Here is a 25,512-nt window from a genome sequence, read left to right on the forward strand (position 1 = left end):
GCGGTGAAGGGATATCGATTGGCGGCCAGCCTTCTGGCCTGTGCGGTGCTCAGCGGGTGCGCCACCTTGAAGGGTGCCGATCAGGCGTTCATGAATCTGGTGGGGCCGTCGACTCAGTCTCGGGTCAAGGGCCATTACGTCGACAACACCGACGTGCGCCAGTACTACAAGCTCGACCCGCAACGCCAGAGCCAGCAACGCTTGAGTTATGACGGCCACGCCGTACCCGCCGCCGAGGCGCGCCAGCAGAACCTGGTGGATATCCCGATGTTGCAGGTGTACTTGCAGGGCATCGTCACGCGCTTGTCCAAGGGCTGGCCGGGTGAGTTGCCAACGTTGCAGGTGAAGATCACAGACAGTCGCAGCTTCGGCCCTTCGGCGGACCCGTACGGAAACATCTTCGTGCCGCTGGGCATGATGGATAACGTCGGCAGCGAAGACGAGATCGCCGCCATGCTCGGCCATGAGATGAGCCATGTGCTGCTGCATCACCATGACCGCATGGCCGCCTTCCAGCAGCAGAAAGAAATGTTCACCACGGTAGCTTCCACGGTGGCGCTGGCAACAATGGCCGCCGACACCGGCGTGAATCGCAGCTCCGGCACCATGAAGCTGTTCAGCAAGGACCCGGCCGGCACCCAGAAAACCATCGGCAACACGGTGTTGTACACCGCCCTGGCCAACACCTTTTCCGATCATGTGTGGAGCACCGCCTGGGGTCGTACCCAGGAAGATCAGGCCGACTTGTTGGGCACCGACCTGATGATCCGCGCCGGTTATGCGCCGCGTGGGGCCACCCATAGTCTGGAGCGGCTGAGCGACTTTCAGGGCAAGCAGAAGCCGTTGCTCACGGGTTTTCTCACCGCTCGTAAAAACGCCATGCAGGACTCGCTGCAGCAGTTCAACCTCAACCGTTTTACCAAGGAGCTGGACGTGCTGGTCAAGGACGGCCTGACCACCAGCATTGTCGCCACCACCCAATATTTCAATCGCTCGCACATGTCGACCCTGGACCGCGACCAGGAACTGCGCGAATACCTGCAACGGGAATACCGCCAGGAGCGCCGCGCCCGGGTCAACACCCAAAGCTGGCCGACAGTGCGCGACACGCCTCAGGTGGCCAAGGCCATTCAAGGCTACAAAGACGCGTACTTCGCCACCGATGCCCTGGAGAAGAAGAAGGTGCCCGAGGCTGACGCGTTTCTGCGTCGTGCCCTGAGCTCTCCGGTCAAGGATCAACCGGGCATTCGCAGCGTTGCCTATACCGTGCGCCTGGCCCAGGGTAAAAGCGCCGAGGCATTAAAGGAGTTGCAGGCGATCAAGGACTGGTCCCTGGCCGGGCCTGCGACCTACGACTTGATGATCAGCTATCACCTCAAACGCGGTGATGGCGAGGCCGCGCTGGCGATGATCGACAAGGCCGAGCGCCACCTGGGATCGGAAGAACTGTTCATCACCGACAAGTTGCTGGCCAGCCAGCAAATGAAAAATGCGCAGCAGGTGCAAACCGTGCTGCGCAAATGCGAGCAATACCCGACGCGCAAGGCAAACTGCCAAAAACTGGCGCCGGTGAAAGCCTGAGGCTTAGTGCCCTGCGCTTTGCCCGCCATCCACGTGGAGGATTTCGCCGGTGACAAAACCGGCGGACTCCAGGTACACAATCGCCTGGGTGATGTCACTGACTTCTCCCATGTGCCCTACCGGATGCAACTGCCCCAACGCCGCATGAGTTTCTTCGCCATGCATCGGCGTCTTGATAATCCCGGGGCTGACCGCATTCACACGAATCCCGCGTTTGGCGTATTCAATCGCCAGGGATTTGGTCGCGGCATTCAAGCCACCTTTGGTCAATGACGCCAGCACCGACGGCACACCCTCAATGGCGTGATCCACCAGGCTGGTGGTGATGTTGACGATGTGGCCGGCCCCCTGCTTTTCCATCTCGGCAATCGCCCGTTGGGTGATGTAGAAAAACCCGTTCAAATTCACCGCCAGCACGTTGACGTAGTCTTCGTGGGTATAGGCGGTGAACGGCTTGGCCAGGAAGATCCCGGCGTTGTTGACCAGGCTGTCGATGCGCCCAAAACGGGCCACGCCTTCGCGGATCACACGCTCGGCGGTGGCCGGGTCGGCGATGTCACCGGTGACGGTGAGAATGTCCGGGTCGGTGGACGGCTTGATCGAACGGGAAGTAGCGACCACCTGGTAATCCAGCTCACGGTAGGCCCGCACCAGCGCCGCGCCGATACCTTGGGATGCGCCGGTAATCACGACGACTTTGTTTGAGTGGCTCATGATGAATCCTCTGCTGAAAGGGTGGGGTCAGTCTTGGGCGATCTGTTTGCGGTATTCGGTAGTGGTGATGCCGGCATAGCCCCAGTTATCGGTGTCGATTTCTTCGATCACGATGTGGGTCAGGTCCGGGCGTTTGTTGAGGACCCGCTCCAGGGTTTCGGTGAACTCGGCGATTACCTGGGCTTTTTGCTCCGGGGTAACGCCATCACGGGTAATGCGCAGGCTGACAAAGGGCATGGCAAGGCTCCAGTGACCTGGCCATCGGCATGATGGGCAGGCAGTGGGGTCAATGTATGAGGTTGCTCGGGAGGGATAAATGGGGTTTGAAGTACATCATTAGTGACGTGATGTAATGAGTCGGTCGAACTGCTCGGCGTATCCCGTCCGAGACGTTTTAGGTATAAACGGCGTAATCCCTGCGTCGAGAATGGACATCGATGAACGCCCTCAAGCTGATCCTCCTGCTGATCGTCTTTCCGTTGCTGTTGGCTGCCACGGGTGGTTGGGAGTGGCAGCGCGCCGTCGACGGGGCGCTCAAGCTCAACGAGTTCGAAGCCAACCTGGAAATAGCCAGACCACAGCTGCGCGAGTTAGTGGCGCAAAACCCGATGACCCCAGTCACGGTCAATGGCGAAAAGCTCAGTGCGCAATTGGTGTTGTCGCGCATGGACAAGGCCGCCGATGAGACCGGCACCGCGCACCGCGTTAACAACGCTTTGCAGCTACTCGCCACATGGGTGATCGGTGTGGGTGTGCTGGCAGCCTTGATTGGCGCGGTGGCACTGGGCGCAACTCACTGGGCCGGCGCGCAGGCGCGCAAATCCCGGCAAGCGTTGTTGCAGGTGTTTTCCCTGGGCAGCCGCTTGTTGCCCTACGTGCTGGTTGGCCAGGCAATCGCCCTGGCCGCGACGGTTGCTCTGCTGCTGACGTATGAAAGCCTGGGGTTTTGGCACATCGGTCGGCTATCCAATGGCGAGGTCAAGATCATGGCGGTGGCCGGGGTGATCGCTGCCTTTTGCCTGTACTCGATGTGGTTGCTGCTGCGGCAGCTGCGCTGGATGCTAACGATGTTCGAGCCGACACCGATCTCGATGTTTGGCCAAGTGGTGACACCACAGCAGGCGCCTGGCCTGTGGCGCCATGTGAACGAACTGGCGCGCGCCCTCGGTGCCTTGCCACCGGACCATATCGTGGTGAGCCTGACGGAAGGCTTTTACGTAACCTCCAGCGACGCAACCGTCCTGCCGGCGGTGACCACCCTGAGCGGCCGAACCCTGCATCTGCCACTGCTGTATCTGGGGGTGTTGAGCCGGGAAGAAATCGGCGCAGTAATCGGCCATGAGCTGGCGCACTTTGTGGGTGAAGACACCGAGTACAGCCTGCGTTTTCTGCCGATCTACGACGGGGTCAACCGCAGCCTCGGCGCGCTGGCCCAAGCCATGCTGGCCAGCGATGGGATTCAGGGGCGGTTGATGAGGCCCGCCTTCCTGTTCGGTCTGTTTTTCATGGAACGCTTCCATCATGCGGTCAGCCATTGGAGCCGCGAGCGCGAGCTGCTCGCCGATGCTACCGGCAGCCGGGTGGCGGGCAACGCGGCGGCAGCTTCGGCGCTGGTGCGGGTATCGGCGATTAATCCACAGGTGGATCATTTGTTGCGAGCGCACCTTGATGCAAGCCATGCAGCCATCGACGACCTGCCAGCAGCGGTACTCAACGAACTGCAACAGTGCGAACTGGAACTGCCACCTGAAGCGCTGGAAATTCACCTGCCACATCCCACCGACTCGCATCCGTCCAACGGCGAGCGCATACGAGCGTTGCACATGGCGCCGGAGGACGCGGTGCGCAGTGGCACCCGCGCGGTGGACAGCCTGGCCGCGGGTGTGGCGTTGGATGCGTATTTCTCCGAGCCGCTGGTGCTGCGTCAGCAGCTGTCCCGTGACCTGAAGGCTGAGGTGGCGTGGCAGGAGGAAGCACACGCTCAAGTCCTTGAGTCCTTGGCAGAGTCGGTCAAAGGCGAACAGTCCTTGCATGAGGGTGGGCGCCGACGGGCGATCGCCACAGGCGTACTGGCATTGCCGTTTATTGTGCTTGGGCTATGGATGATGACCCGCCCCTGGCTCGCTCCGGAAAAAGTGAAGGGCACGCCGTTATCCACGCTGGGGGCAGGTGCGGCCATCGCAGGTTTCGCGCTGATCTTTCTGTGGCTCGCCATACGGCGATTCAAGCGCGCGCCGCAGACGGCCCTGCGCCTGACGCCGGAGCATTTTGTGTTTGCCAACCTGGCACAACCGCTGCCCATCGAGCACATCGCCAGTGTCGGGCTGCAAGCCATCAATGGCCTGTGGGTAATCGTGCAATTGACACCGCAGGCACCCCTGCCCGAGCTGCGTAAAACCGCGTTCGGCGTGCCCGGCGCCAGGCTCAACAAGAAGAAGCATCAGGTGCTGTTGTTCATGGCCCAGTTTTGCATCGACAACAAGCGGCTCACGTCACAGGCGACGTTGGAGCTGATCTATGACTATCTGGATGCGGCCCATGCTCGGCAGGCTTTGCAGGAGCGCCAGAATAGTTAGTCCACGTTATGCAGCACCCATAAAAAAACGCCCCGGAGCCAAAGGCCACGGGGCGTTTTTTTCAGCCTGGTATCAGGCTCAGACGTAACGCTCGATCAATTAGAAAACGTTGATCGGGTAGTCCGCGAACAGACGGATTTCGTTACCGCCAACGTTGTAGTTGCTGGCGTTGCTGGAGACGCGCAACCAGGACGCACGGGCACGCAGGCTCAGGTCTTTAGCCGGGCCGCTCTGTACCACGTATTTGAACTGGTTGAAGATCTCACGCTCGGTGCCATCGCCGCGGCCGCTGCCGTCGTCAATGTTGGTGCCGCGCACGTAAGCGATGTTGTACGTCAGGCCCGGTACACCGAAGGCGCTGAAGTCCAGGCCGTAGCCTGCCTGCCAGGAGCGCTCGTCCTTGCCGTTGAAGTCAGACCAGTAGGAGTTGGCCAACAGGATGGTGTTACCACCGTCGCCAATGCCGCCAGCGTTGCGGTAGCCGCCGTACAGGTAACCGGTGTCACCGGTGCTGCGCTGGTGGGCCAGGGTCAGGCTGTGCGGACCAAAGGCCCAAGTGGCGCCCAGGCTCCAGATCTTGTTGTCACGGGCATCGGCATCGCCTTGGTTTTCCAGGGCGAAGCTGCGGTCCAGCTTGGTTTTGTAGCCGTTGAAGTCAAAGGTCAACGACTGCTTCTCTGGCAGGGCCAGTACGTAGTTGACGTTGACGTATTGCTTCTTCAGCACGTCTTCCATATCGGAAGCGTAGATCGCAGCCGACAGGCTTTCGGTGAATTTGTAGCTACCACCGATGTAGTTGATGCTTTTCAGGCCGCCGCTGTCGGAGCCTTCGGCGCTCTTGCGAGCTTCCTTGGTGAAGTGACCAGCGTCCAGTTGCAGGCCGGCGATCTCTTTGGAAACGATCGAGGTACCGGTGTAGGTTTCCGACAACAGACGGGAGTTGTCGTACTGCAGGACCGGCACGGCTGGCATCTGCTCACCGTACTTGAGCACGGTGTTGGAGACGCGGAATTTAACGGCTGCGCCGCCCTTGGCCAGGTCGTTGGCCGCTTCGCCGCTATCGCCTTGCTTGAAGAAGTCGATACCGCCAGCGCCGCTTTTACCTTTACCGCCATCCAGACGAATAGCGTATTGGCCGATCACGTCCACACCGACACCGACGGTGCCTTGGGTGAAACCGGATTCGAATTTGCCGATGAAGCCCTGGCCCCATTCGGCTTTGTCTTGCTTGCCATTTTTGTAGTCGCGGCTGATGTAAGCATTACGCGCCGCGATGTTCAGGTGGCTGTCTTCAACAAAACCCTTGGAGTCTGCTTGATCGTCAGCCATTGCCTGAGTTGCGCTCAAAATCCCCAGAGCGATCAGACCCATCCGTTTATTCAACATTTTCTTATTCCTTATTACTGGTTGAGTACGCGCTGTGACACCAGGCTCCTACAAACTTTCTGGTGCTGGCTTCCCCCGGAAAAAGAAAGGCCCGCGGACGACTGAACATACCGCAGGCCTTTTTTATGGAGAGTCATGGCGGTCAGCCACAGGCGTTGGGGCGAATCCTAGCCGCGCCTTTGACAGTGTGTCAATTTCGTGAATCGTCTGTATTTAGGCTAAAAAAGTCTAAGACATGCTAAAGAGCCATCACTCTGTAGGAGTTTTCTCCTATCGCACTCAAGGAATCATGGGCCTGAACAGCCGTTCACATCGCAGGACAGGGCGCTCGACGCGCTGCTCTGGGTCGAGCCAGCGACGGTTTGACTCAGCCAGACGGCAAACGCTTCAGGCTTACCGAGCCATGGGCTGATGTCCAGCAGAGTGAAGTGGCCATCCTGTTCCAGGGCCAACGTGGGAAAGCCCTGGCCGCCGACTTTGGCCAGCCATTGGCGGCTGTCCTTTATATGAGCATGGGTCGGTGAGCCGAGGTTTTGTGTGAGGGCTGTTTCGAACACCCGAGGTTCAAGGCCAATGGACTCGGCCAACGCCAGCAGCACGTCCTTATCAGAGATCCGTTGGCCTTCAACGTAGTGGGCGGTTTGCAAACGCCCCAACAATTCCAGGCCGCGCCCTTCCAGTTGTTCAGCCGCCAGAACGGCTGCCGTCGGCGGCGCCGAGTCGAACACCGCACTGTGGTCACGCAGCAGACCTTCGAAATACGCCTCGCCAAAAAGCTGGCCGGTGTACTCGGCAATTCGCCGGTCGTGGGGCATTACATAGTCACGCAGTTGCGGCGACACCGCCTGGCGGTTGTTACCGGTCATCATGCCGCCGCCATGCAATTGGACGGGTAATACCTGTTGCGCAGCGTGCAGCAGCGGCTTGGCGCCGTAGCACCAGCCGCACAGTGGATCGTAAATGTAATGCAGGGTGACGACCGACATGAATAACTCCAGATGAAAACTCGATAGCTGCAGATTATTCCGACACAGGCCCCGGGGAAAAACGCTGGATTGGCTTTCAGACTGTTTCGCGAATCGGTCGAATACCCCTAAAAAACACATGACGTAACATTTCACCGGCGAACTTTTGTAAGAATGAATAACGCGCGTAAATAGCAAGCATTATCATTAGCGTGTTTTTCCTTCTTCAAACCTTTCGGATGCGCTCCCTGATGCCTGCCCTTCGCCTGATGCCCATAACCCTTGGGCTTTCTGTTCTGCTGTCCGCCGGATTTACCTGCGCGGCGACCACATTGCCCGAAACGTCCATCAGTGCCGAAGCCGATGAAGACGATCCGCGCGTCAAGGACACCACCACCGCCACCCGTACCGCGACGCCCGTGCGCTATGTGCCCCAGGCGATCGATTCGGTGAAAACCGAAAACCTCAGCTCCTACGGTACCAATGACCTTGGCCAGGCCTTGAGCGGCATTCCCAACGTCAGCAGCGGCGCCGACACGCGCTTCGACAGCCTGCGTATCCGCGGTTTCGACGCCAGCAACGACTTCTATCTGGACGGCGTGCGCGACGACAGCCAGTACGTGCGCGACCTGCACAACATCGAACGCATCGAAGTGCTCAAAGGCCCGGCCGCCGTACTGTACGGGCGCGGCGGCCAGGGCGGCATCGTCAATCGTGTGAGCAAATTGCCTCAGGCCGGCCACGCTTCCAGCATCGAAGCCCAAGGCGGCAGCAATGACCTGCGCAGCCTGTACGCCGACCTCAGCACCGACCCCACCGATAACATCAGCCTGCGCCTGAACATGGGTAACCAGGACAACAACAGCTTCCGCGACGGCGTCAGCGGCAACCGCCAACTGTTCGCGCCGTCGATGAGCTGGCAACTAGCCCCGGACCTGAACTGGCTGGTGCAGTACGAATACAGCCGCTACAACCGCACGCCGGACCGCGGCATTCCCGGGATCAACGGCCGCCCTGGAGATGTCGGGCGCGACACCACCTACGGCGACAAGCGCGACTATATCGACGACAAGTCCCAATCCCTGCGCTCCAGGCTCGCCTACGAGATCAATGACAACTGGCAACTGCGCCACACCCTCAGCGTGTTCAAGCTCGACAGCGATTTCGACAACACCTACGTGGTCAGCTTCGACCCCAAGACCAACAAGGTCGGGCGCCAACGCTGGCAACAGGACCTGACCACCCGCAACCTATTCAACAACGTCGAACTGGAAGGCGGCTTCAGCACCTTTGGCCTGGAACACCGCCTGCTGACCGGCGTGGAACTGGGCGACCAGCGCCGCGCCCCGAAACTCTATCGCGCCCCGCTCAACACCGTGCCGAGCCTGGATGTGTACAACCCCGACCGGAATGTGCGCCACACCGGTCGCCTGCCAGCATTCAGCAGCAGCCACACCCAAGCAAAAAGCCAGGGCCTGTATGTGCAGGATCAATTGCGCCTCAATGACCAATGGCAACTGCTCGCCGGCTTGCGTTATGACCGCTTCGACGTGGAGTCCACCAACAAGCTGATCAACACGTCCGAGCAGGTGGTCAGCCACAGCACCAGCCCACGGGTGGGCGTGGTCTGGACGCCACTGGAACACCACTCGTTCTACGCCTCCTGGAGCAAGACCTTCTCCCCTACCGGCGGCGGTTTGATCGGGATCACGCCTAACGCCAGCGGCAACGCCAATGACCTGAGCCCCGAGTTGACCCGGCAGAAAGAAATCGGCGTGAAAAGCGACTGGCTAGATGACCGCTTCAGCACCACCCTGGCGGTGTACGAACTGGAGCTCTACAACCGCCGCACCCGCGACCCGCTGGACCCGACCATCACCCTGCTCAGCGGCATGCAACGCTCTCGCGGTGTGGAACTGACCGCCACCGGAAAAATCGTCGGCAACTGGTACATGCGCGGGGGCATCGGCCTGCAAGACGCCAAGGTCGTAAAAGACAACAACGGCTTTGAAGGCAAACGCATCAATGATGTGGCCAAGCGCAACGCCAGCCTGTTCGTCACCTGGAAACCGGAGATGGGCTGGTACGCGGAAACCGGGCTGACCCTGGTCGGCGATCGTTATGCCGATAACGCCAACACGGTGGTGTTACCCGGTTATGGCCGCTGGGACGCGCTGGCCGGGTTCCGGCAGAAGGAATGGGATGTGCGGGCGGCGCTGAACAATATCAGCGACAAGACGTACTACGCGTCGGCGACCAGTGCTGCACAGATTCAAGTGGGCGAGCCGCGTAGTTTGGTGGTGACGGGGACTTATAGTTTCTAACACCTCTGAACAACGAAGATCCAATGTGGGAGCGGGCTTGCTCGCGAATGCGGTGTATCAGCCACTGCATCTGGTGACTGACACACCGCATTCGCGAGCAAGTCGAATCGTCGCACCGCCGCTCCCACACAAGCCAGCTCCCACTCTTTAGCGTTGGATTAGCTCACACAACACCCGCAACTCATCCTCACTGAGCAATCCCGCCGGGTAACGCTCACTCATCACCTGCCGCGGATCAGGCGTCCTGATCTGTCGCGAACCGTTGCTCTTCAGCCAGAGTGCCAACGCATGAATCGCGTCACCGCTCACCATCATGGGGTGGGATGTACGCTTGTAGATCATGTTGATATCGGCGTTCATTTCAGCGCTCTCTCCTGCTGCGTGAGCGGCTAACTTACTCAAGGTTTATGACAGAACATCACCGCTCTGTGCCTTGCCAACCGTTACAACGCTGATACAAGAGCTGTGCCAATGTCTCCGGTTTATAGGTGTGCGCACACAAAAAAGCCCAGGACCCTTGCGGGCCATGGGCTTGTGGTGAGCGCTAAAACTGAACGCCTCTCGATAGCCGTTTAATCCAGCGTACGGCTGTTACAACTGCACTCAGTTTTTGTGCGGTGCCGGCTGTTGTTGGGTCAGGCAATGAATATTGCCGCCCCCCAGTAACAGCTCACGGCCAGGCACCATCACCACTTCGTGCTGCGGGAACAGGCCCTGGAGGATTTCCTTGGCGCGGCTGTCCAGCGGGTCGTCAAAACTCGGCGCGATGATGCCGCCATTGACGATCAGGAAGTTGACGTAGGAACCGGCCAACCGCACGGTCGGGTTGCGCTCCTGGGTGCCGTCCACCGGATCGACGCCGGCGCACTCGTCCTCGGTGGCGTACAGCGGCCCCGGGATTGGCATTTTATGCACTGTGAACGAGCGGCCCTTGGCGTCGGTGCTGCTTTGCAGTACATCCATGGCAGCGTGGCAACGGGCATAGTTCGGATCTTGCGGATCATCGGTCCAGGCCAACAACACAACACCTGGGCGCACGTAGCAACAGAAGTTATCCACATGGCCGTCAGTTTCGTCGTTGAACAAACCGTCCGGCAGCCAGATGATCTTATCCACAGCCAGATTGGCGCTGAGCACCGCTTCGATCTCGCCGCGATTCAGGTGCGGGTTGCGATTGCGGTTGAGCAGGCATTCTTCGGTGGTGATCAGCGTGCCTTCACCATCGACGTGAATCGAGCCGCCTTCCAGCACAAAACCCTCAGTGCGATAACGTGGGCTGCGCTCGATCTCAAGGATCTTGCCGCCGACCTGGGCATCACGGTTCCACGGCGAATACAGGCCACCGTCAAAACCGCCCCAGGCGTTGAAGTCCCAGTTCACACCACGGACTTCACCGCCGTTATTGATCACGAACGTCGGCCCGGTATCCCGCACCCACGCATCGTCGCTGGACATCTCGACCAAGCGAATATTCGGCACATCCAGACGCGCACGGGCGTTTTCATACTGAGCCGCCGAAACCGCCACCGTCACCGGCTCAAAGCGTGCGATGGCCTTGGCCACCGCCACGTGAGCGGCCTGCGCCGGCTTGCCACCCAAGCGCCAGTTATCCGGGCGCTCGGGCCAGATCATCCAGGCCTGGGTCTGTGGCGCCCACTCGGCCGGCATGTAGAAACCGTCGGCGCGAGGCGTGCTGTGCAAGGTGGTCATGGCGATCAGGACTCCAGGGAACCGTCGAGGGTCTTCAGTGCGCCGTACAGGTTCGGGCGGCGGTCACGGAACGAACCCCAGGCGCTGCGGATGTGTTCCAGCTCATCGAGGTCGAAACTGTGAACCAGGATGCCTTCTTCGGTTTCATTGAGCTCTGCAACCTTCTCGCCGAACTGGTTGGCGATGAACGACGAGCCGTAGAAGTCGATGTCGTAACCGTCCTGCTCTTCATTGCCGATACGGTTGCTGGCGATCAGCGGCATCAGGTTGGCGCCGGCATGGCCTTGTTGCACGCGCTGCCAGTGGTCGCGGGACGAGATGGTCTTGTCGTGTGGCTCGCTGCCGATGGCGGTCGGGTAGAACAGGATTTCTGCACCTTGCAACGCCATGCTGCGGGCGCATTCCGGGAACCACTGGTCCCAGCAGATGCCCACACCGATTTTCGCGTAGCGGGTGTTCCACACCTTGAAGCCGGTGTCGCCCGGGTTGAAGTAGTACTTTTCGTGGTAGCCAGGGCCGTCCGGGATGTGGCTTTTGCGATAAACCCCGAGGTTGGAACCGTCGGCATCGATGATCGCGATGCTGTTGAAACGTGCACGACCGGCCAGCTCAAAGAAGCTGATCGGCAGGACTACCTGCAGCTCCTTGGCGATTTTCTGGAAGTGCTTGATGGCGACGTTGTCTTCAACCGGCGTGGCCAGTTGCAGGTAATCCGGGTTTGGCTTCTGGCAGAAGTACGGGCTCTCGAACAGTTCCTGGATCAGGATGATCTGCGCGCCTTTGGCGGCGGCCTCGCGGACCAGCTTTTCAGCGGTCTCGATATTGGCTTCGAGGTCCCAGGAACAGGCCATCTGGGTAGCGGCGACGGTAACGATACGGCTCATGAATCATCTCCTGGGCGGTGGTCAACAGTCAGGATAGCCGTGACCGATGACAGAAAAGGGAATGCTGGACGCAGTGTATCGCGTCAGGGACGTGGGCGACTTTATAACGGATAAAAATCGGCTTTAGAAGTATGCTCCTATCCTTCTGTCGATAAAACCGCAAAAATAATCGATAACAATCGAGTTTAAAACCGAAACACCATCCCCTGTGGGAGCGGGCTTGCTCGCGAAGGCGGTCTTTCAGTTGGCGCATCCGTTGGCTGATACACCGCCTTCGCGAGCAAGCCCCCACACTGATGGTGTTTCAATCCCAAGACCGGGGTTAGAGCCCTTCATCCAACACCTTCGACAGCATGTCGACAAAGAAATCCACACTCTGCCTGGAGGTGACCATCGGCGGCTTGATCTTGAGGATGTTCAGATAGTCCCCCGTAGGCTGCATGAAAATCCCCAGCTCCCGCAGGCGATCACACAGCAACGTGGTTTCTTCGGTCGCGGGCTCCAGGGTTTCGGGGTCACGGATCAACTCCAGCCCCAGGTAAAATCCGGAACCGTGCACCGCTCCCACCAGTGGATGACGTTCGATCAACGCCTCCAACCGCGCCTTGAAATGTCCGCCCACCACCCGGGCGTTTTCCCAGAGTTTTTCTTCTTCCATGACATCCAGCACCGCCATGCCAATTCGGCAACTGACCGGGCTGCCGCCTGAAGAGGAGAAAAAGTAGCCCTCGGCCTCCAGGGCCTCGGCGATCTCCCGCCGGGTGATCACTGCGCCCAACGGTTGGCCATTACCCATGCCCTTGGCCATGGTGATGATGTCCGGTACCACGCCCTGCTCTTCAAAGCCCCAGAAGAAATGCCCCATACGCCCGTAGCCAACCTGCACCTCGTCAGCGATACACACCCCGCCCTGCGCCCGAACCAGGCCATACACCTGCTGCAAATAGCCTGGTGGCAGGGAGATCCCGCCGGCATTGCCGTACACCGGCTCGCAGATGAAGCCCGCCAGTTGGCGGTTTTGCGCGGCGATTTTCGCCAAATTGTGTTCGACGCTGCGCACGTAGTCCGGTGCGCTGTCCGGGCCACGGAACTCACCGCGATAGGTATTGGGCGCCGTCACCGGATGCACCCAGTCCGGGCGGCTGCTCAAGGCCTGGGGGTTGTCGGCAATCGAGGTGGAGACTGCATCGGCGGCCACCGACCAGCCGTGATACGCCTCCAGCACGCTGAGCATGTCGCGTCCGCCGCTGTAGGCCCAGGCCAGGCGGATCGCCAGGTCATTGGCCTCAGTGCCGCTGTTGACCAGAAATACCCGGTCCATGGCGTCCGGCGCCAACGCCAGCAGCCGCTCGGAAAACTCGGCAATCGCCGCATAGTGGAAACGCGAATTGGTGTTAAGCAACGACCATTGTCGCGCTGCCACGGCCGCCATGCGTGGATGGCCATGGCCGAGTACCGCGACGTTGTTGAGCATGTCCAGGTAGGAACGGCCCTGCATGTCGATCAGGTGGTTGCGCCAGCCGCGCTCGATGCGCGGCGGGTCGACGTAATAGTGCTTCTGCGAACGGGCAAAACTGGCGTCGCGCCGGGCCAGCAAGGCTTCGGGGTCCAATTCGGGCTCCGCATCACAGGCCAGCCCCAACAACGCCGCCGGCGACGGACACAACGCCTGCCACGCCAGCGCCCGGGACGGTGTGCAGAACAACGGTGGCGTTACATCAGTGCGACACAGTTGCACCGTCAGTGCGCCGCCGGCCTCACCCAGTACCTGACCTTTGAGCACGGCAGCACCCGGCTGCAACACGCCTTTCACGCCCCACAACCGCACACTTAACTGAGCGCTGTGCAGGCTTAATGCACCGTCGGCCCCGGTATGCAGGGTGCCGGCGAAAGGCGCTTCAACCGTGGTGCCTTGAGGCACCCTCAGTTCCACATGCAGAGGGAACGTCTCGGGCTCTTCAAAACTGTCCGCACGGGTGCGCGACAAGCGATATTGCCCATACCGGCTGGCCGCCAGCCCATGGGCCGCCGCCGCGTCCTGCAACAACTGCTGATCAATACCGGCCTGTTCCCAGTTGCCCGCCTCGAAATGCGGGCTCAATACCCCTAGGTCGATCAATGCAAACTCGCGCCCCACCAAGCCCGGCAATAACGGCGCAAAGCCATCGCTCGCGACAGCCGGCAAACTGCCGCCGACGCAGGCCAGGATCGCGGCTTCCATCAATTCAAAGGGAACGGAGGTGGCGACGTGGAAAATTTCCCACTCATGCTCGGCGTTCTTCAGCAAGTACGGACTCGCAGGATCCAGGCGCTGCTGCTGTTCGCTGCTGAGCACCAGCACCACCGCCCGGGCGACAATCAACGGCCACAGCACCCGCAACTCTTCCGGTTGCAGCGGATTGACCGCGTGATAGGCTTGGATCGCCGGCAAGATCGCAAACGGGTCACCTTCGGCATGATGCAGCAGCGCGGCACAGGTCACGGACAAGTCGGCAATCCGCCAGGTGTGCACCAGGTCACCGAAGTCGATCACGCCCTGGATCTGCCAGTGACGCTGCTCGTCACGGTGCCAGACCACGTTGTCGTCCGTGATATCCATGTGTACCGCCTGTCGGGGCAGTTGTTCGGCCAACGGCCGTACCCGCCGCTCGGCCTGCGCCGCCACCTGCGCGATCAATGCCCGATGCGGCAGGTTTTCGAGGGTCGACAATAAGTAGTGGATCAACTCGTCAGCGTGACGAGGGTCCCATTGCAGGGTGCGCTCAAGGCCCGGATGGGTGAAGTTGGCCAGCGCTAGGTTCATTTGCCCGCAGAGCCGCCCAAAACCCGCGATCACCTCACGTCCCAAATGCGGCAAATGGGTCAGCGGCTGGCCGTCGATATAGTCCAGCAACCGCAAGTGCACGGTTTGCCCGTCGACCGTCACCGTCAGCAACTCTTCGCCGTTGAGGGCACTAATCACCTTGGGCACACGTGCCCCCGGCTGCCCTTGCAGGTGCTTGAGAGCAGCGTGCTGGGCCTGAAGCTCGACTGCGGCGTAGTCGCCCCGGCAGATTTTCAGAACAAAGCGGCCACGGTCACTGTCGACCTGATAGTTGAGATCTTGCTGGCTGCCCAAAGACTGCAACGCCCCGGTGAGGCCGTAATGTTGCTCAAGCAATTGCAACGCAGGCGTTGGCCCGATTTTCGGGCATGGCAGACTGGCGCGGTGAATCAACATGGCAAGCAACATGTGACGACCTCTTGGGGTTTTTATCAGGCGCTTATATCGCCACTGCATCGAAGGTTACGCAACCCCTCCCACCCTTCTTAATCACACGTTCGTGCACCGAAATCAGTATTCACGATGACGACCGCCAAAAGACACGTGCTCCTTGCTCATCACCCAATCTGACCACCGCCCCTTGCACCGCACTCCGCAAGCCCGCAAGCTATGCGCACTCGCTCAATGTCCGTCTAAGGAAAAGGCCTCTCGACATGCGTATTCTTGTTACTGGTGGTGCAGGTTTTATTGGCTCCGCGCTGATTCGTCATTTGATTCAAAACACCGAACATGAAGTTCTCAACCTCGACAAGCTGACCTATGCCGGCAACCTGGAGTCGCTGACCAGCATCGCGACCAGCAGCCGCTATGAGTTCGTCCAGGCCGATATCATCGACCAGGCGACGATCAGTGCAGTTCTGGCACGCTTCGAGCCCCAGGCGATCATGCATCTGGCAGCAGAATCCCATGTCGACCGTTCCATCGACGGCCCGTCGGACTTCATCCAGACCAACATCGTCGGCACCTATAGCTTGCTGGAGGCCACTCGTGCCTACTGGCAGAAGCTGGAAGAACCGGCGAAAAGCGCGTTCCGCTTCCACCATATCTCCACGGACGAGGTTTACGGCGACCTGCATGGCGTTGACGACCTGTTCACCGAAACCACGCCCTACGCGCCAAGCTCGCCGTACTCGGCCAGCAAGGCGGCGTCCGACCACCTGGTCCGCGCCTGGCAGCGCACTTATGGCCTGCCGGTACTGCTGACCAACTGCTCGAACAACTACGGACCATTCCACTTCCCCGAGAAGCTGATCCCGCTGGTGATCCTCAACGCCCTCGCGGGTAAACCGTTGCCGGTTTATGGCGATGGCTTGCAGGTACGTGACTGGCTGTTCGTCGAAGATCACGCCCGGGCATTGCTGAAAGTCGTGACTGAAGGCGTCGTGGGCGAGACCTACAACATCGGCGGCCACAATGAGCAGAAGAACATCGACGTGGTGCGTGGTATTTGCGCCTTGCTGGAAGAGCTGGCACCTCAGCGCCCGGCAGGCGTTGCGCAATTTTCTGACCTGATCACCTTCGTCAAGGATCGCCCGGGCCACGACCAGCGCTACGCGATCGACGCCAGCAAGATCGAACGCGAGCTGGGCTGGGTGCCTGAAGAAACCTTTGAAACCGGCCTGCGCAAAACCGTGCAGTGGTACCTCGATAACCTGGAATGGTGCCGCAGGGTCCAGGACGGCAGTTATCAAGGTGAACGACTGGGCAACACAGACGCTAAGGATTTGATTGCATGATGAAGGGAATTGTATTGGCCGGTGGTTCCGGTACTCGCTTGCACCCCATTACCCTGGGTGTTTCCAAGCAGTTGTTGCCGGTCTATGACAAACCGATGATCTACTACCCGATCTCGGTGCTGATGCTGGCGGGGATCAAGGACATCCTGCTGATCTCCACCCCGGTGGACTTGCCGCAGTATCGCAACCTGCTGGGTGATGGCAGCCAGTTCGGCGTGCGCTTCACCTATGCCGAACAACCGTCGCCGGACGGTCTGGCACAAGCGTTCCTGATTGGTGAAGAGTTCATCGGCGACGACCCGGTGTGCCTGATTTTGGGCGATAACATCTTCCACGGCCAGCATTTCGGCGAGCAACTGCGCAGTGCCGCCGAACGCCCATCAGGCGCCACGGTATTCGGCTATTGGGTCAAGGATCCGGAGCGTTTCGGTGTAATCGATTTCGACAGCGAAGGCCGCGCTCTGTCTATCGAAGAAAAACCCTCCAAGCCCAAGTCGAGCTACGCGGTAACTGGCCTGTACTTCTATGACAATGATGTCATCAAGATCGCCAAGGCGGTCCAGCCCTCGCCCCGCGGCGAGCTGGAAATTACCGACGTCAACAATGCCTACCTCAAGCGCGGCGACTTGCACGTCGAACGCTTTGGCCGTGGTTTTGCCTGGCTTGATACCGGCACTCATGACAGCTTGCTGGAAGCCTCGCAATACGTGCAGACCATCGAACACCGTCAGGGTCTGAAAGTAGCTTGCCTGGAAGAAATCGCCTACGAGAACGGCTGGATCGATCGTGACCATTTGCTGGAACGTGCCAAGTATTTTGGCAAAACCGGTTATGGCCAGTATCTGTTCACTGTCGCCGGGGAAGCTCAATGAATGTAACCGCGACTACGTTGCCCGATGTTTTGATCATCGAACCCAAGGTTTTTGGTGACGAACGCGGTTTCTTTTACGAGAGTTTCAATGCCCGCAGCTTCGCGCAAGCGACCGGGTTGCAATTGCAATTTGTACAAGACAACCATTCACGCTCACAAAAAGGCGTGCTGCGCGGTCTGCACTACCAGTTGGAGAATCCCCAGGGAAAACTGGTGCGCGTGACGGCTGGCGAAGTTCTGGACGTGGCGGTGGATATCCGCCGCACTTCCCCGACCTTTGGCCAATGGGCCAGCATCCGGCTGTCTGCCGAGAACAATCGGCAGCTGTGGATTCCACCTGGTTTCGCCCATGGGTTTGTCGTACTCAGCGACTATGCCGAGTTTCTCTACAAGACCACGGACTACTACACCCCGTCGGCCGAGCGTTGTATTCGCTGGGACGATCCGACCCTGGCTATCGATTGGCAACTGAGTGGCCAGCCCACCCTGTCTGCCAAGGACCAAAACGGTAAAAGCCTGCAAGAGGCCGATGTGTTCCCATGACTGCCCCTCTGAAAATCCTTATTAGCGGCCAACACGGCCAAGTCTCCCAGGAGCTGCAACAGCGTCTCCAGGGCTTGGGCGAATTGGTGGTATTGGGCCGCGACCAGCTTGACCTGGCACACCCCGAGCAAATCCGCCAACACGTAAGCAGACACCGTCCTGGGCTGATCATCAACGCGGCGGCCCATACTGCCGTGGACCAAGCCGAAAGCGAGCCAGACCTGGCATTCGCGATCAACGCCGCCGCCCCGGGCATCTTCGCCGAAGAGGCCAAGGCCCTCGGGATACCGCTGATTCACTACTCCACCGACTACGTGTTCGACGGCAGCAAGTCTGCGCCCTACACCGAAGACGACGCGCCTAACCCTCTCGGCGTCTACGGCAAGAGCAAACTGGCTGGCGAACAGGCCATCACGGCCGTGGGCGGTGAACACCTGATCCTGCGCACCAGCTGGGTTTACTCGACCCACGGCAAGAATTTCCTGCTGACCATGCAGCGCCTGCTGCAAGAAAAGCCGCAGATGCGCATCGTCGCCGACCAGATCGGTGCGCCGACCTGGGCTGGGACCATTGCCAACAGCACCCGCGCCCTGATTGAGCGCTGGCAGGCGGGACAAGCCGGGGATTGGGGTACCTATCACCTGACCGCGCAGGGAGAGACCTCGTGGTTTGGCTTTGCCAAGGCCATTGGCGAGCAATTACAGGCCGAAGGCAAGGCCTGCGCCGACCTGGAAGCCATTCCCTCCAGCGCGTACCCGACACCGGCCAAACGGCCCTTGAACTCGCGCCTGGACTGCAGCCGCCTGCAACAGCACTGGCAGGTCTCCCAGCCCCAGTGGCACGACGCATTGCGCGAGTGTCTTGCGCAGCAGCACTAGGCATAATGCGCCTGTACCCACAGGCGCATGACTCCGATGACTCCACCCCTTCCGCGAAGACCCCGCTGGCGCAGCCTGGCCTTGCTGGCGCTGTGCCTGGCGCCGCTGCTGTGGCCGTTGGAGCATCTGGCCGAGCGTTATTACCGCAGCGAACTGGCCGGGCAGAACCGCCAGACCCTCGACCTGTACGTCGCCAACCTGCTGGGCACCCTGCACCGCTACGAAGTGCTGCCACAAATCCTTGGGGATCTGCCCGCGCTGCGTACCGCCCTGGACGCACCCCAGGTCAGCACCAATCTGGTCAACGCTAACCTGTTGCTCAAGGACGTTGCCGCCCAGGCCGGCGTGGAAGTGATGTACCTGATGGACACCAGCGGCAAGACCCTGGCCGCGTCCAACTGGGACAAACAAGACAGTTTCGTGGGCCGCAATTTCTCCTTTCGCCCCTATTTCAGCGAAGCCATGGCCGGACGCCTTGGGCGTTTCTTTGGCCTGGGCACCACCTCGGCCAAGCGCGGTTACTTCTTCGCCGCCGCCGTGCGTGACGGCGATACGATCATGGGGGTGCTGGTGGTCAAGGTCGACCTGGATCACACCGAAAGCCTGTGGGGCAAAACCCCGGAACAACTGCTGGTGACCGACCATAACGGCGTGGTGATCCTGACCTCGCGGCCGCAATGGCGATTCCGTGCCACTCGGCCGCTGACCGAAGAGGAACGCCAAGCCATCATCGCCATCCAGCCCTACCCGACCCGCGACCCGCAGCCGTTGAACCTCAGCACCACGGCCTGGTTGCGCCAATCCACTGAAATTGCGGAAACCGGCTGGAATGTCGAAATTCTCGCGCCACGAACCTTGATCAACCGCCCGGTACGCACCGTGGTCGCCGTCGGCGGCGCAACCCTGCTGGTCGTGATGCTGTTGCTCGGCCTGATGATGCAGCGCCGTCGCCACTACCTGGAACGCATCGCCTTCGAAGCCAAGGCCCGGCGCGAACTGGAAATGCGCGTGGCCGAACGAACCAGCGATCTGGAAGGCCTCAACCGCCGCCTTAAACAGGAAGTGCTGGAGCGCGAAACGGCCCAGCAGGAATTGGTACGGGCACAGGACGACCTGGTGCAAGCGGGCAAGCTGTCCGCCCTGGGCACCATGTCGGCGAGCATCAGCCACGAACTCAATCAACCCCTGGCCGCGATCCGCAGCTACGCGGAAAACGCCGAAATTCTCCTCGACCACCAACGCACCGACGACGCCCGGGGCAACCTCAAGCTGATCAGCGAATTGACCGGGCGCATGGCATCGATCATCGCCCACTTGCGCGCCTTCGCCCGGCGCGACCGCCATGCGCCGGAAAGTGTCGCCCTGCAACCGGCCCTGGACGATGCCCTGGCCCTGCTGGCCAAACGTCGACGGGCCATGGAAGTCGAGTTGATCCGCGACTTGCCGGAGGCGACCTTGTGGGTGGCGGCCGGCGAGACGCGTCTGCGCCAGGTGCTGGGCAACCTGCTGGCCAACGCCCTCGACGCGCTGACCGAGAAAGGCCCACCGCGCAAACTCTGGCTGAGTGCCGAAACCACCGAACAAGGCGTCAACCTGTACATTCGCGACAACGGCCCGGGCTTTTGCATGGAGGCCTTGGGTCGTGCCAGCGAGCCGTTCTACACCACCAAGACCCGCACCCAGGGCCTGGGGCTGGGCCTGGCGATCTGCGACACCTTGATGCGCGCCTTTGGCGGTGAACTGCTGTTCTCCAACCACCGCGAAGGCGGCGCGTTGCTAACCTTGAAACTGCGCGCCGGAGCACCGGGCGTCAGTCTGCAACCGTCCGAGGACCGCAGTGTATGAGTATCGATAACCAGATTCAGGTGGTGTTGATCGACGACGATCCACACCTGCGTCAGGCCCTGTGCCAGACCCTGGACTTGGCGGGGCTGAAAGTCCTCCCCCTCGGCGAAGCCCAGGGCCTGGCCCCGCGCCTGTTCCGGGATTGGCCGGGGGTGGTGGTCAGCGATATCCGTATGCCCGGCATGGACGGCCTGGAACTGCTGGCCGAACTCCATGGCCAGGACCCGGAATTGCCCGTACTGCTGATCACCGGCCACGGCGATGTACCGCTGGCGGTGCAGGCGATGCGTGCCGGTGCCTACGATTTCCTGGAAAAACCTTTCGCCAGTGACGCCCTGCTCGACAGCGTGCGTCGTGCCCTGGCCTTGCGCCGCCTGGTGCTGGACAACCGCAGCCTGCGCCTGGCCCTGAGTGATCGTCAGCAACTGAGCACGCGCCTGGTGGGGCAATCCGCACCGATGCTGCGCCTGCGTGAACAGATTGGTGCCTTGGCCGCGACCAAGGCTGACGTGCTGATCCTCGGTGAAACCGGCGCCGGCAAGGAAGTGGTGGCCCGTGCCCTGCACGACTTGTCGAACCGCCGCACAGGTCCGTTCGTGGCGATCAACGCCGGTGCCCTGGCGGAGTCGGTGGTGGAAAGCGAGTTATTCGGCCACGAGCCGGGAGCCTTTACCGGCGCCCAGAAACGACGGATCGGCAAGTTTGAGTTTGCCAACGGCGGCACCCTGTTCCTCGATGAAATCGAAAGCATGAGCCTGGATGTACAGGTCAAATTGCTGCGTCTGCTGCAAGAGCGGGTGGTGGAGCGGCTGGGGGGCAATCAGTTGATCCCGCTGGATATCCGCATCATCGCCGCCACCAAGGAAGACCTGCGCCAGTCCGCCGACCAAGGGCGCTTCCGGGCCGACTTGTACTACCGCCTCAACGTCGCACCGCTGCGCATTCCGCCCCTGCGTGAACGAGGCGAAGATGCGCTGATGCTGTTCCAGCATTTCGCCGACGAGGCGAGTACTCGCCATGGCTTGCCGCTCCATGAGTTGCAACCGGGCCAACGCGCCTTGCTGTTACGGCACAGCTGGCCGGGCAATGTGCGTGAACTGCAAAACGCCGCCGAGCGCTTCGCCCTGGGCCTGGAGTTGGCGTTGGACAACATGTCGGATGACCCCTCGGCCGGCGCCCCGGTGTCCACTGGAGGCTTGAGCGAACAGGTCGAGCATTTTGAAAAAAGCCTGATCGCTGCCGAACTGGCCCGCCCCCATGGTTCCATGCGCAGCCTCGCTGAAGCCTTGGGCCTGCCACGCAAAACCTTGCACGACAAACTGCGCAAGCACGGGCTGAACTTCGCCGACAGCGGCAACAACAACTCGGACGACGAATGATGCCCACCCCTTTCACGCTGCCAAGAGGCCGCCATGAGCCGCGATAGCCGTTACCTGGAATCGATTCTTCACCACGACATTCCCCTCACCCGGGACATGGGTCTCAAGGTACTCGACTGGCAGGACAGGCAGTTGCGCCTGCACTTGCCGCTGCAAGCCAATATCAACCACAAAAGCACAATGTTCGGCGGCAGTCTCTACTGCGGCGCGGTGCTGGGGGGTTGGGGCTGGCTTCACTTGCAACTGCGTGAAGAAGGGATAGAAGACGGGCACATCGTGATCCAGGAAGGGCAGATCAGTTATCCATTGCCGGTCACCGAGGATGCGACGGTGATTTGCCAGGCACCGGAAGATAAGGTCTGGAAACGGTTTTTGGCGACGTATCGGCGGTATGGACGGGCGCGGTTGACCCTGGAGACGTGGATCGTCAATGACGGCAGTGAAGAACGGGCCGTGGCGTTTACCGGGCAGTACGTGCTGCACCGATAAAAATATGAGCCTCGCTCGTTGTAGCCGCTGCCGAGGCACGAGGCTGCGATGGGCTTGGTGCGGCATTCCGACGTAGCGGCCCCAAGGGCGGTCCTACGGACACGCATCGCAGCCTCGTGCCTCGGCAGCGGCTACAAGCTACAACCTGGCCAGGTTCAGCAGCCGTTCACGCCACGCAGCCTTGGCCGGCAACGCCAGGAAAAACGGGTTCAACAACGACTCCCGCGCCGGATAGCTGAACGGTTTGCCATTCAACTCCAACACTTCGCCGCCTGCGCCTTCCAGCACACCCTGGGCCGCAGCGGTGTCCCACTGCGACGTCGGCGCCAGGCGCGGATAGCAATCGGCGCTACCCTCGGCCAACAGGCAAAACTTCAGCGAGCTGCCGATATTGGCCAGTTTCAACTCGCCCAACCCTTCGCTCAACCCGGCCAACAGGCGCTCCTGCTCGGGGCTGGAATGACGGCGACTGGCGACCACGGTAAAGGCTTCTCCCGCCGCTGGCGTCTCGCGAACCTGGATCTGTTTAGGCGCTTCATTCACATCCGAGCGCCATGCCCCAAGACCCGCGCCACCGAAGTAGCAACGACCGCTGGTGGGCATCGACACCACGCCAAACACCACGCGACCCTGTTCGATCAACGCGACGTTGACAGTGAACTCCTCGCTGCCGGAGATGAATTCCTTGGTGCCATCCAGCGGATCTACCAACCACCAGCGCTGCCAACCGGCGCGCACGCTCTGGTCGATATCAGCGTCCTCTTCCGAAAGCACAGGAATGCTCGGGTCCAATGCGGTCAGCCCCGCAAGGATCAGATGGTGGGCCGCAAGATCGGCGGCAGTGACAGGTGACTCATCCGACTTGGTCGTCACGGCCACATCGGCGCGCCAATACGGCAAGATAACTTCTCCGGCCTGGCGTGCCAGTTCAATGACAGGGGCAATCAACGGGTGGCCCAGGAACAGTTCGCTCATGGCTGGAACGCTCCCCGCTGGGTCAACAAGTCCCGCACCAGATAAAGCGCCGCCAAGGCACGGCCCTCACTGAACTGCTCGTTCTGCGCCAACTGCGACAGCTCTCGCAGGTTGACCCGATCCACTCGCATCGGCTCGGGTTCGTCGCCTTCCAGACGCTCCTCATAGAGATCCGTGGCCAGCACCACCTGGATTTTCTGACTCATGTAGCCAGGGGACAGCGACAACTCGGTCAAGTGTTCCAGCTGGCGCGCACCGTAACCCGCCTCTTCCTTGAGCTCACGGTCCGCCGCTGCCAGCACATCTTCACCGGGCTCGATCAAGCCCTTGGGCAGGGACAGCTCATATTCGTCCGTGCCGCCACAATACTCTTCAATCAACAGCGCATGATCGGCGTCGATCATCGCCACGATCATCACCGCGCCATATCCCGTACCTCGGCCGACCAGGCGCTCGTAGGTCCGCTCCACGCCATTGGAGAAGCGCAATTGCACTGCCTCCACGCGGAACAAACGGCTACTGGCGACTATTTCTCGGGCGAGGACGGTGGGTTTCTGGCGCATAAGCGGCTCCTTGGCATGATCGGGTTACTATACCGTGGCTTTTCCGATTGTCTGTGTCGGATATTTTTACTTACTTAGAAAGACTGACCTGGGAGTCATCCATGCCTTCAATACCCTGGCATGCCATCGACACTGTCCTGCTGGACATGGATGGCACCTTGCTCGACCTGCATTTCGACAACCATTTCTGGATGGAGCACCTGCCCCAACGCTATGCCGAATTGCATGGCGTGAGCCGGGCCATGGCCGAGATGGAATTGCAGCCGTTGTTCGAGCGTAATGCCGGTCAGTTGCAATGGTATTGTCTGGACTTCTGGAGTACCGAACTGAAGATTCCGGTACGCGAGCTCAAGCTGGAGACCGCTCACCTGATCGCCCTACGTCCGGATGCCGATACTTTTCTCGCGGCGATCAAACACGCTGGCAAGCGAGTGATCTTGATCACCAATGCCCACCGCGACTCGTTGTCGCTGAAGCTGGAACGTATCGAATTGGCGCCCTATTTCGAACGGCTGATCAGTTCTCACGACTATGGCTTTGCCAAGGAGAACCCACAGTTCTGGGATGCGTTGCAAGCGGATATCGATTTCGACCCGGCGCGCAGCCTGTTTATCGACGACACCTTGCCCATCCTGCGCAGCGCTCGGGATTTTGGTGTGGGGCATTTGCTGGCGGTAAAAGAGCCGGACAGCCGGAAGGGGCCGAAGGATACGGCGGAGTTTGCAGCGGTGGAGGATTACAGGGAGTTGATCGTAGGACTGTAAATAACAGGGGGAGCGGATGAGTCCGCTCCTCCGTTATTTCGTGTATTACTCAGGAATACGCAGCACCTGGCCCGGATAGATCTTGTCTGGGTGAGACAACAGTGGTTTGTTGGCTTCGAAAATCTTGTTGTACTTGTTGGCGTCGCCGTATTCAGCCTTGGCGATGGCGCTGAGGGTGTCGCCCTTTTTCACCGTGACAAAGCGGGCGGCAGTAGCCGCAGGACCGGTAACGGTAATCTGGTCATCAACGCTGGCTACGCCGGCGATATTACCTGCGGCCAGAAGGATCTTTTCCTTCTCTTCCTGACTGGCAACTTCACCGGTGATAGTGACCTTATCGCCATCAACGGTAGCGGTCACATTCGGGTTACCTAACCCAACATCCTGAATATGCTTCTTCAGCTCATCACTTGCGTTCGCATTACCCGGCGTCAACAGATCAATCAGCTTTTCGCCTGCTTCTTTAACAAAGCTAAAAATACTCATGGTGCGCTCTCCTTGGGAT

22 protein-coding genes are annotated in these 25,512 nt (G+C 60.3%); 11 read left to right on the forward strand and 11 right to left on the reverse strand.

Going from position 1 to position 25,512, the window contains the following annotated elements; genetic code table 11:
- Positions 1–3: 3 nt before the first annotated feature.
- The gene (locus tag J7E41_RS01955) at positions 4–1,581 is read left to right on the forward strand and encodes a M48 family metalloprotease (RefSeq protein ID WP_214989716.1); all 1,578 of its coding nucleotides are present in this window, start codon (positions 4–6) and stop codon (positions 1,579–1,581) included.
- 3 nt (positions 1,582–1,584) lie between these two features.
- Here the strand turns inward: J7E41_RS01955 and J7E41_RS01960 are convergent, their stop codons facing one another.
- The gene (locus tag J7E41_RS01960) at positions 1,585–2,295 is read right to left on the reverse strand and encodes an SDR family NAD(P)-dependent oxidoreductase (protein WP_214989717.1); all 711 of its coding nucleotides are present in this window, start codon (positions 2,293–2,295) and stop codon (positions 1,585–1,587) included.
- A 27-nt stretch (positions 2,296–2,322) separates the two neighbouring features.
- Entirely contained in the window at positions 2,323–2,532 is a 210-nt protein-coding gene (locus J7E41_RS01965; protein WP_214989718.1) for a tautomerase family protein, read from the reverse strand.
- Between the two features lie 200 nt (positions 2,533–2,732).
- On the opposite strand from J7E41_RS01965, the gene J7E41_RS01970 reads away from it, so the two are divergent.
- Positions 2,733–4,871, forward strand: a complete 2,139-nt coding sequence (locus tag J7E41_RS01970; protein WP_214989719.1) for a M48 family metallopeptidase — start codon at positions 2,733–2,735, stop codon at positions 4,869–4,871.
- A 99-nt stretch (positions 4,872–4,970) separates the two neighbouring features.
- Here the strand turns inward: J7E41_RS01970 and J7E41_RS01975 are convergent, their stop codons facing one another.
- A complete protein-coding gene (locus J7E41_RS01975; RefSeq protein ID WP_214989720.1) occupies positions 4,971–6,257 on the reverse strand; it encodes an OprD family porin in 1,287 nt (428 codons plus the stop codon).
- A gap of 287 nt (positions 6,258–6,544) precedes the next feature.
- On the reverse strand, positions 6,545–7,243 hold the full coding sequence (locus J7E41_RS01980; RefSeq protein ID WP_214989721.1) for a DsbA family protein: 699 nt from the start codon (positions 7,241–7,243) through the stop codon (positions 6,545–6,547).
- 230 nt (positions 7,244–7,473) lie between these two features.
- On the opposite strand from J7E41_RS01980, the gene J7E41_RS01985 reads away from it, so the two are divergent.
- Entirely contained in the window at positions 7,474–9,546 is a 2,073-nt protein-coding gene (locus J7E41_RS01985; protein ID WP_214989722.1) for a TonB-dependent receptor, read from the forward strand.
- Positions 9,547–9,693: 147 nt separating this feature from the next.
- Here the strand turns inward: J7E41_RS01985 and J7E41_RS01990 are convergent, their stop codons facing one another.
- From J7E41_RS01990 to J7E41_RS02005, 4 genes are all read right to left on the reverse strand, one after another.
- Positions 9,694–9,906, reverse strand: coding sequence for a hypothetical protein (locus tag J7E41_RS01990; RefSeq protein WP_214989723.1), 213 nt, complete (start codon positions 9,904–9,906; stop codon positions 9,694–9,696).
- Between the two features lie 243 nt (positions 9,907–10,149).
- Positions 10,150–11,256, reverse strand: a complete 1,107-nt coding sequence (gene aguA, locus J7E41_RS01995; protein WP_214989724.1) for an agmatine deiminase — start codon at positions 11,254–11,256, stop codon at positions 10,150–10,152.
- A 5-nt stretch (positions 11,257–11,261) separates the two neighbouring features.
- Positions 11,262–12,140 carry an N-carbamoylputrescine amidase gene (gene aguB / locus J7E41_RS02000; RefSeq protein ID WP_214989725.1) on the reverse strand — a complete coding sequence of 293 codons (879 nt, stop codon included), beginning with the start codon at positions 12,138–12,140 and terminating at the stop codon, positions 11,262–11,264.
- Positions 12,141–12,462: 322 nt separating this feature from the next.
- A complete protein-coding gene (locus J7E41_RS02005) occupies positions 12,463–15,372 on the reverse strand; it encodes an aminotransferase (RefSeq protein ID WP_214989726.1) in 2,910 nt (969 codons plus the stop codon).
- Between the two features lie 245 nt (positions 15,373–15,617).
- Here J7E41_RS02005 and rfbB point away from each other — a divergent pair, with 245 nt between their 5' ends.
- The 7 genes from rfbB to J7E41_RS02040 are packed head-to-tail and all read left to right on the forward strand — an operon-like array spanning position 15,618 to position 22,705.
- A complete protein-coding gene (gene rfbB, locus J7E41_RS02010; RefSeq protein ID WP_214989727.1) occupies positions 15,618–16,700 on the forward strand; it encodes a dTDP-glucose 4,6-dehydratase in 1,083 nt (360 codons plus the stop codon).
- Entirely contained in the window at positions 16,697–17,572 is an 876-nt protein-coding gene (gene rfbA / locus J7E41_RS02015; RefSeq protein ID WP_214989728.1) for a glucose-1-phosphate thymidylyltransferase RfbA, read from the forward strand. Before rfbB ends, rfbA begins: the two co-directional genes overlap by 4 nt.
- Positions 17,569–18,114 carry a dTDP-4-dehydrorhamnose 3,5-epimerase gene (gene rfbC, locus J7E41_RS02020; protein ID WP_214989729.1) on the forward strand — a complete coding sequence of 182 codons (546 nt, stop codon included), beginning with the start codon at positions 17,569–17,571 and terminating at the stop codon, positions 18,112–18,114. Before rfbA ends, rfbC begins: the two co-directional genes overlap by 4 nt.
- On the forward strand, positions 18,111–18,992 hold the full coding sequence (gene rfbD / locus J7E41_RS02025; protein ID WP_214989730.1) for a dTDP-4-dehydrorhamnose reductase: 882 nt from the start codon (positions 18,111–18,113) through the stop codon (positions 18,990–18,992). Before rfbC ends, rfbD begins: the two co-directional genes overlap by 4 nt.
- 36 nt (positions 18,993–19,028) lie before the next feature.
- Positions 19,029–20,837 (forward strand): sensor histidine kinase, encoded by a 1,809-nt coding sequence (locus J7E41_RS02030; RefSeq protein WP_214989731.1) that lies wholly within the window; start codon positions 19,029–19,031, stop codon positions 20,835–20,837.
- Positions 20,834–22,216: a sigma-54-dependent transcriptional regulator gene (locus J7E41_RS02035; protein ID WP_214989732.1), complete on the forward strand. Its 1,383-nt coding sequence runs from the start codon at positions 20,834–20,836 to the stop codon at positions 22,214–22,216. Before J7E41_RS02030 ends, J7E41_RS02035 begins: the two co-directional genes overlap by 4 nt.
- 33 nt (positions 22,217–22,249) lie before the next feature.
- Complete coding sequence (locus J7E41_RS02040; protein WP_214989733.1) at positions 22,250–22,705, forward strand: YiiD C-terminal domain-containing protein; 456 nt, start codon at positions 22,250–22,252, stop codon at positions 22,703–22,705.
- 138 nt (positions 22,706–22,843) lie between these two features.
- Here the strand turns inward: J7E41_RS02040 and cysQ are convergent, their stop codons facing one another.
- Together cysQ and nudE are read right to left on the reverse strand one after the other, a co-directional pair.
- Positions 22,844–23,680: a 3'(2'),5'-bisphosphate nucleotidase CysQ gene (gene cysQ / locus J7E41_RS02045; protein ID WP_214989734.1), complete on the reverse strand. Its 837-nt coding sequence runs from the start codon at positions 23,678–23,680 to the stop codon at positions 22,844–22,846.
- The gene (gene nudE, locus J7E41_RS02050) at positions 23,677–24,243 is read right to left on the reverse strand and encodes an ADP compounds hydrolase NudE (protein WP_214989735.1); all 567 of its coding nucleotides are present in this window, start codon (positions 24,241–24,243) and stop codon (positions 23,677–23,679) included. Before nudE ends, cysQ begins: the two co-directional genes overlap by 4 nt.
- A 101-nt stretch (positions 24,244–24,344) precedes the next feature.
- On the opposite strand from nudE, the gene yrfG reads away from it, so the two are divergent.
- Positions 24,345–25,007 carry a GMP/IMP nucleotidase gene (gene yrfG, locus J7E41_RS02055; protein ID WP_214989736.1) on the forward strand — a complete coding sequence of 221 codons (663 nt, stop codon included), beginning with the start codon at positions 24,345–24,347 and terminating at the stop codon, positions 25,005–25,007.
- A 45-nt stretch (positions 25,008–25,052) separates the two neighbouring features.
- On the opposite strand, the gene lysM is transcribed toward yrfG, so the two are convergent.
- Positions 25,053–25,493 (reverse strand): peptidoglycan-binding protein LysM, encoded by a 441-nt coding sequence (gene lysM / locus J7E41_RS02060; protein WP_214989737.1) that lies wholly within the window; start codon positions 25,491–25,493, stop codon positions 25,053–25,055.
- Positions 25,494–25,512: the final 19 nt, after the last annotated feature.

Source organism: Pseudomonas fluorescens (genome assembly GCF_018614655.1).
Classification (GTDB): Bacteria; Pseudomonadota; Gammaproteobacteria; order Pseudomonadales; family Pseudomonadaceae; genus Aquipseudomonas; species Aquipseudomonas fluorescens_BX.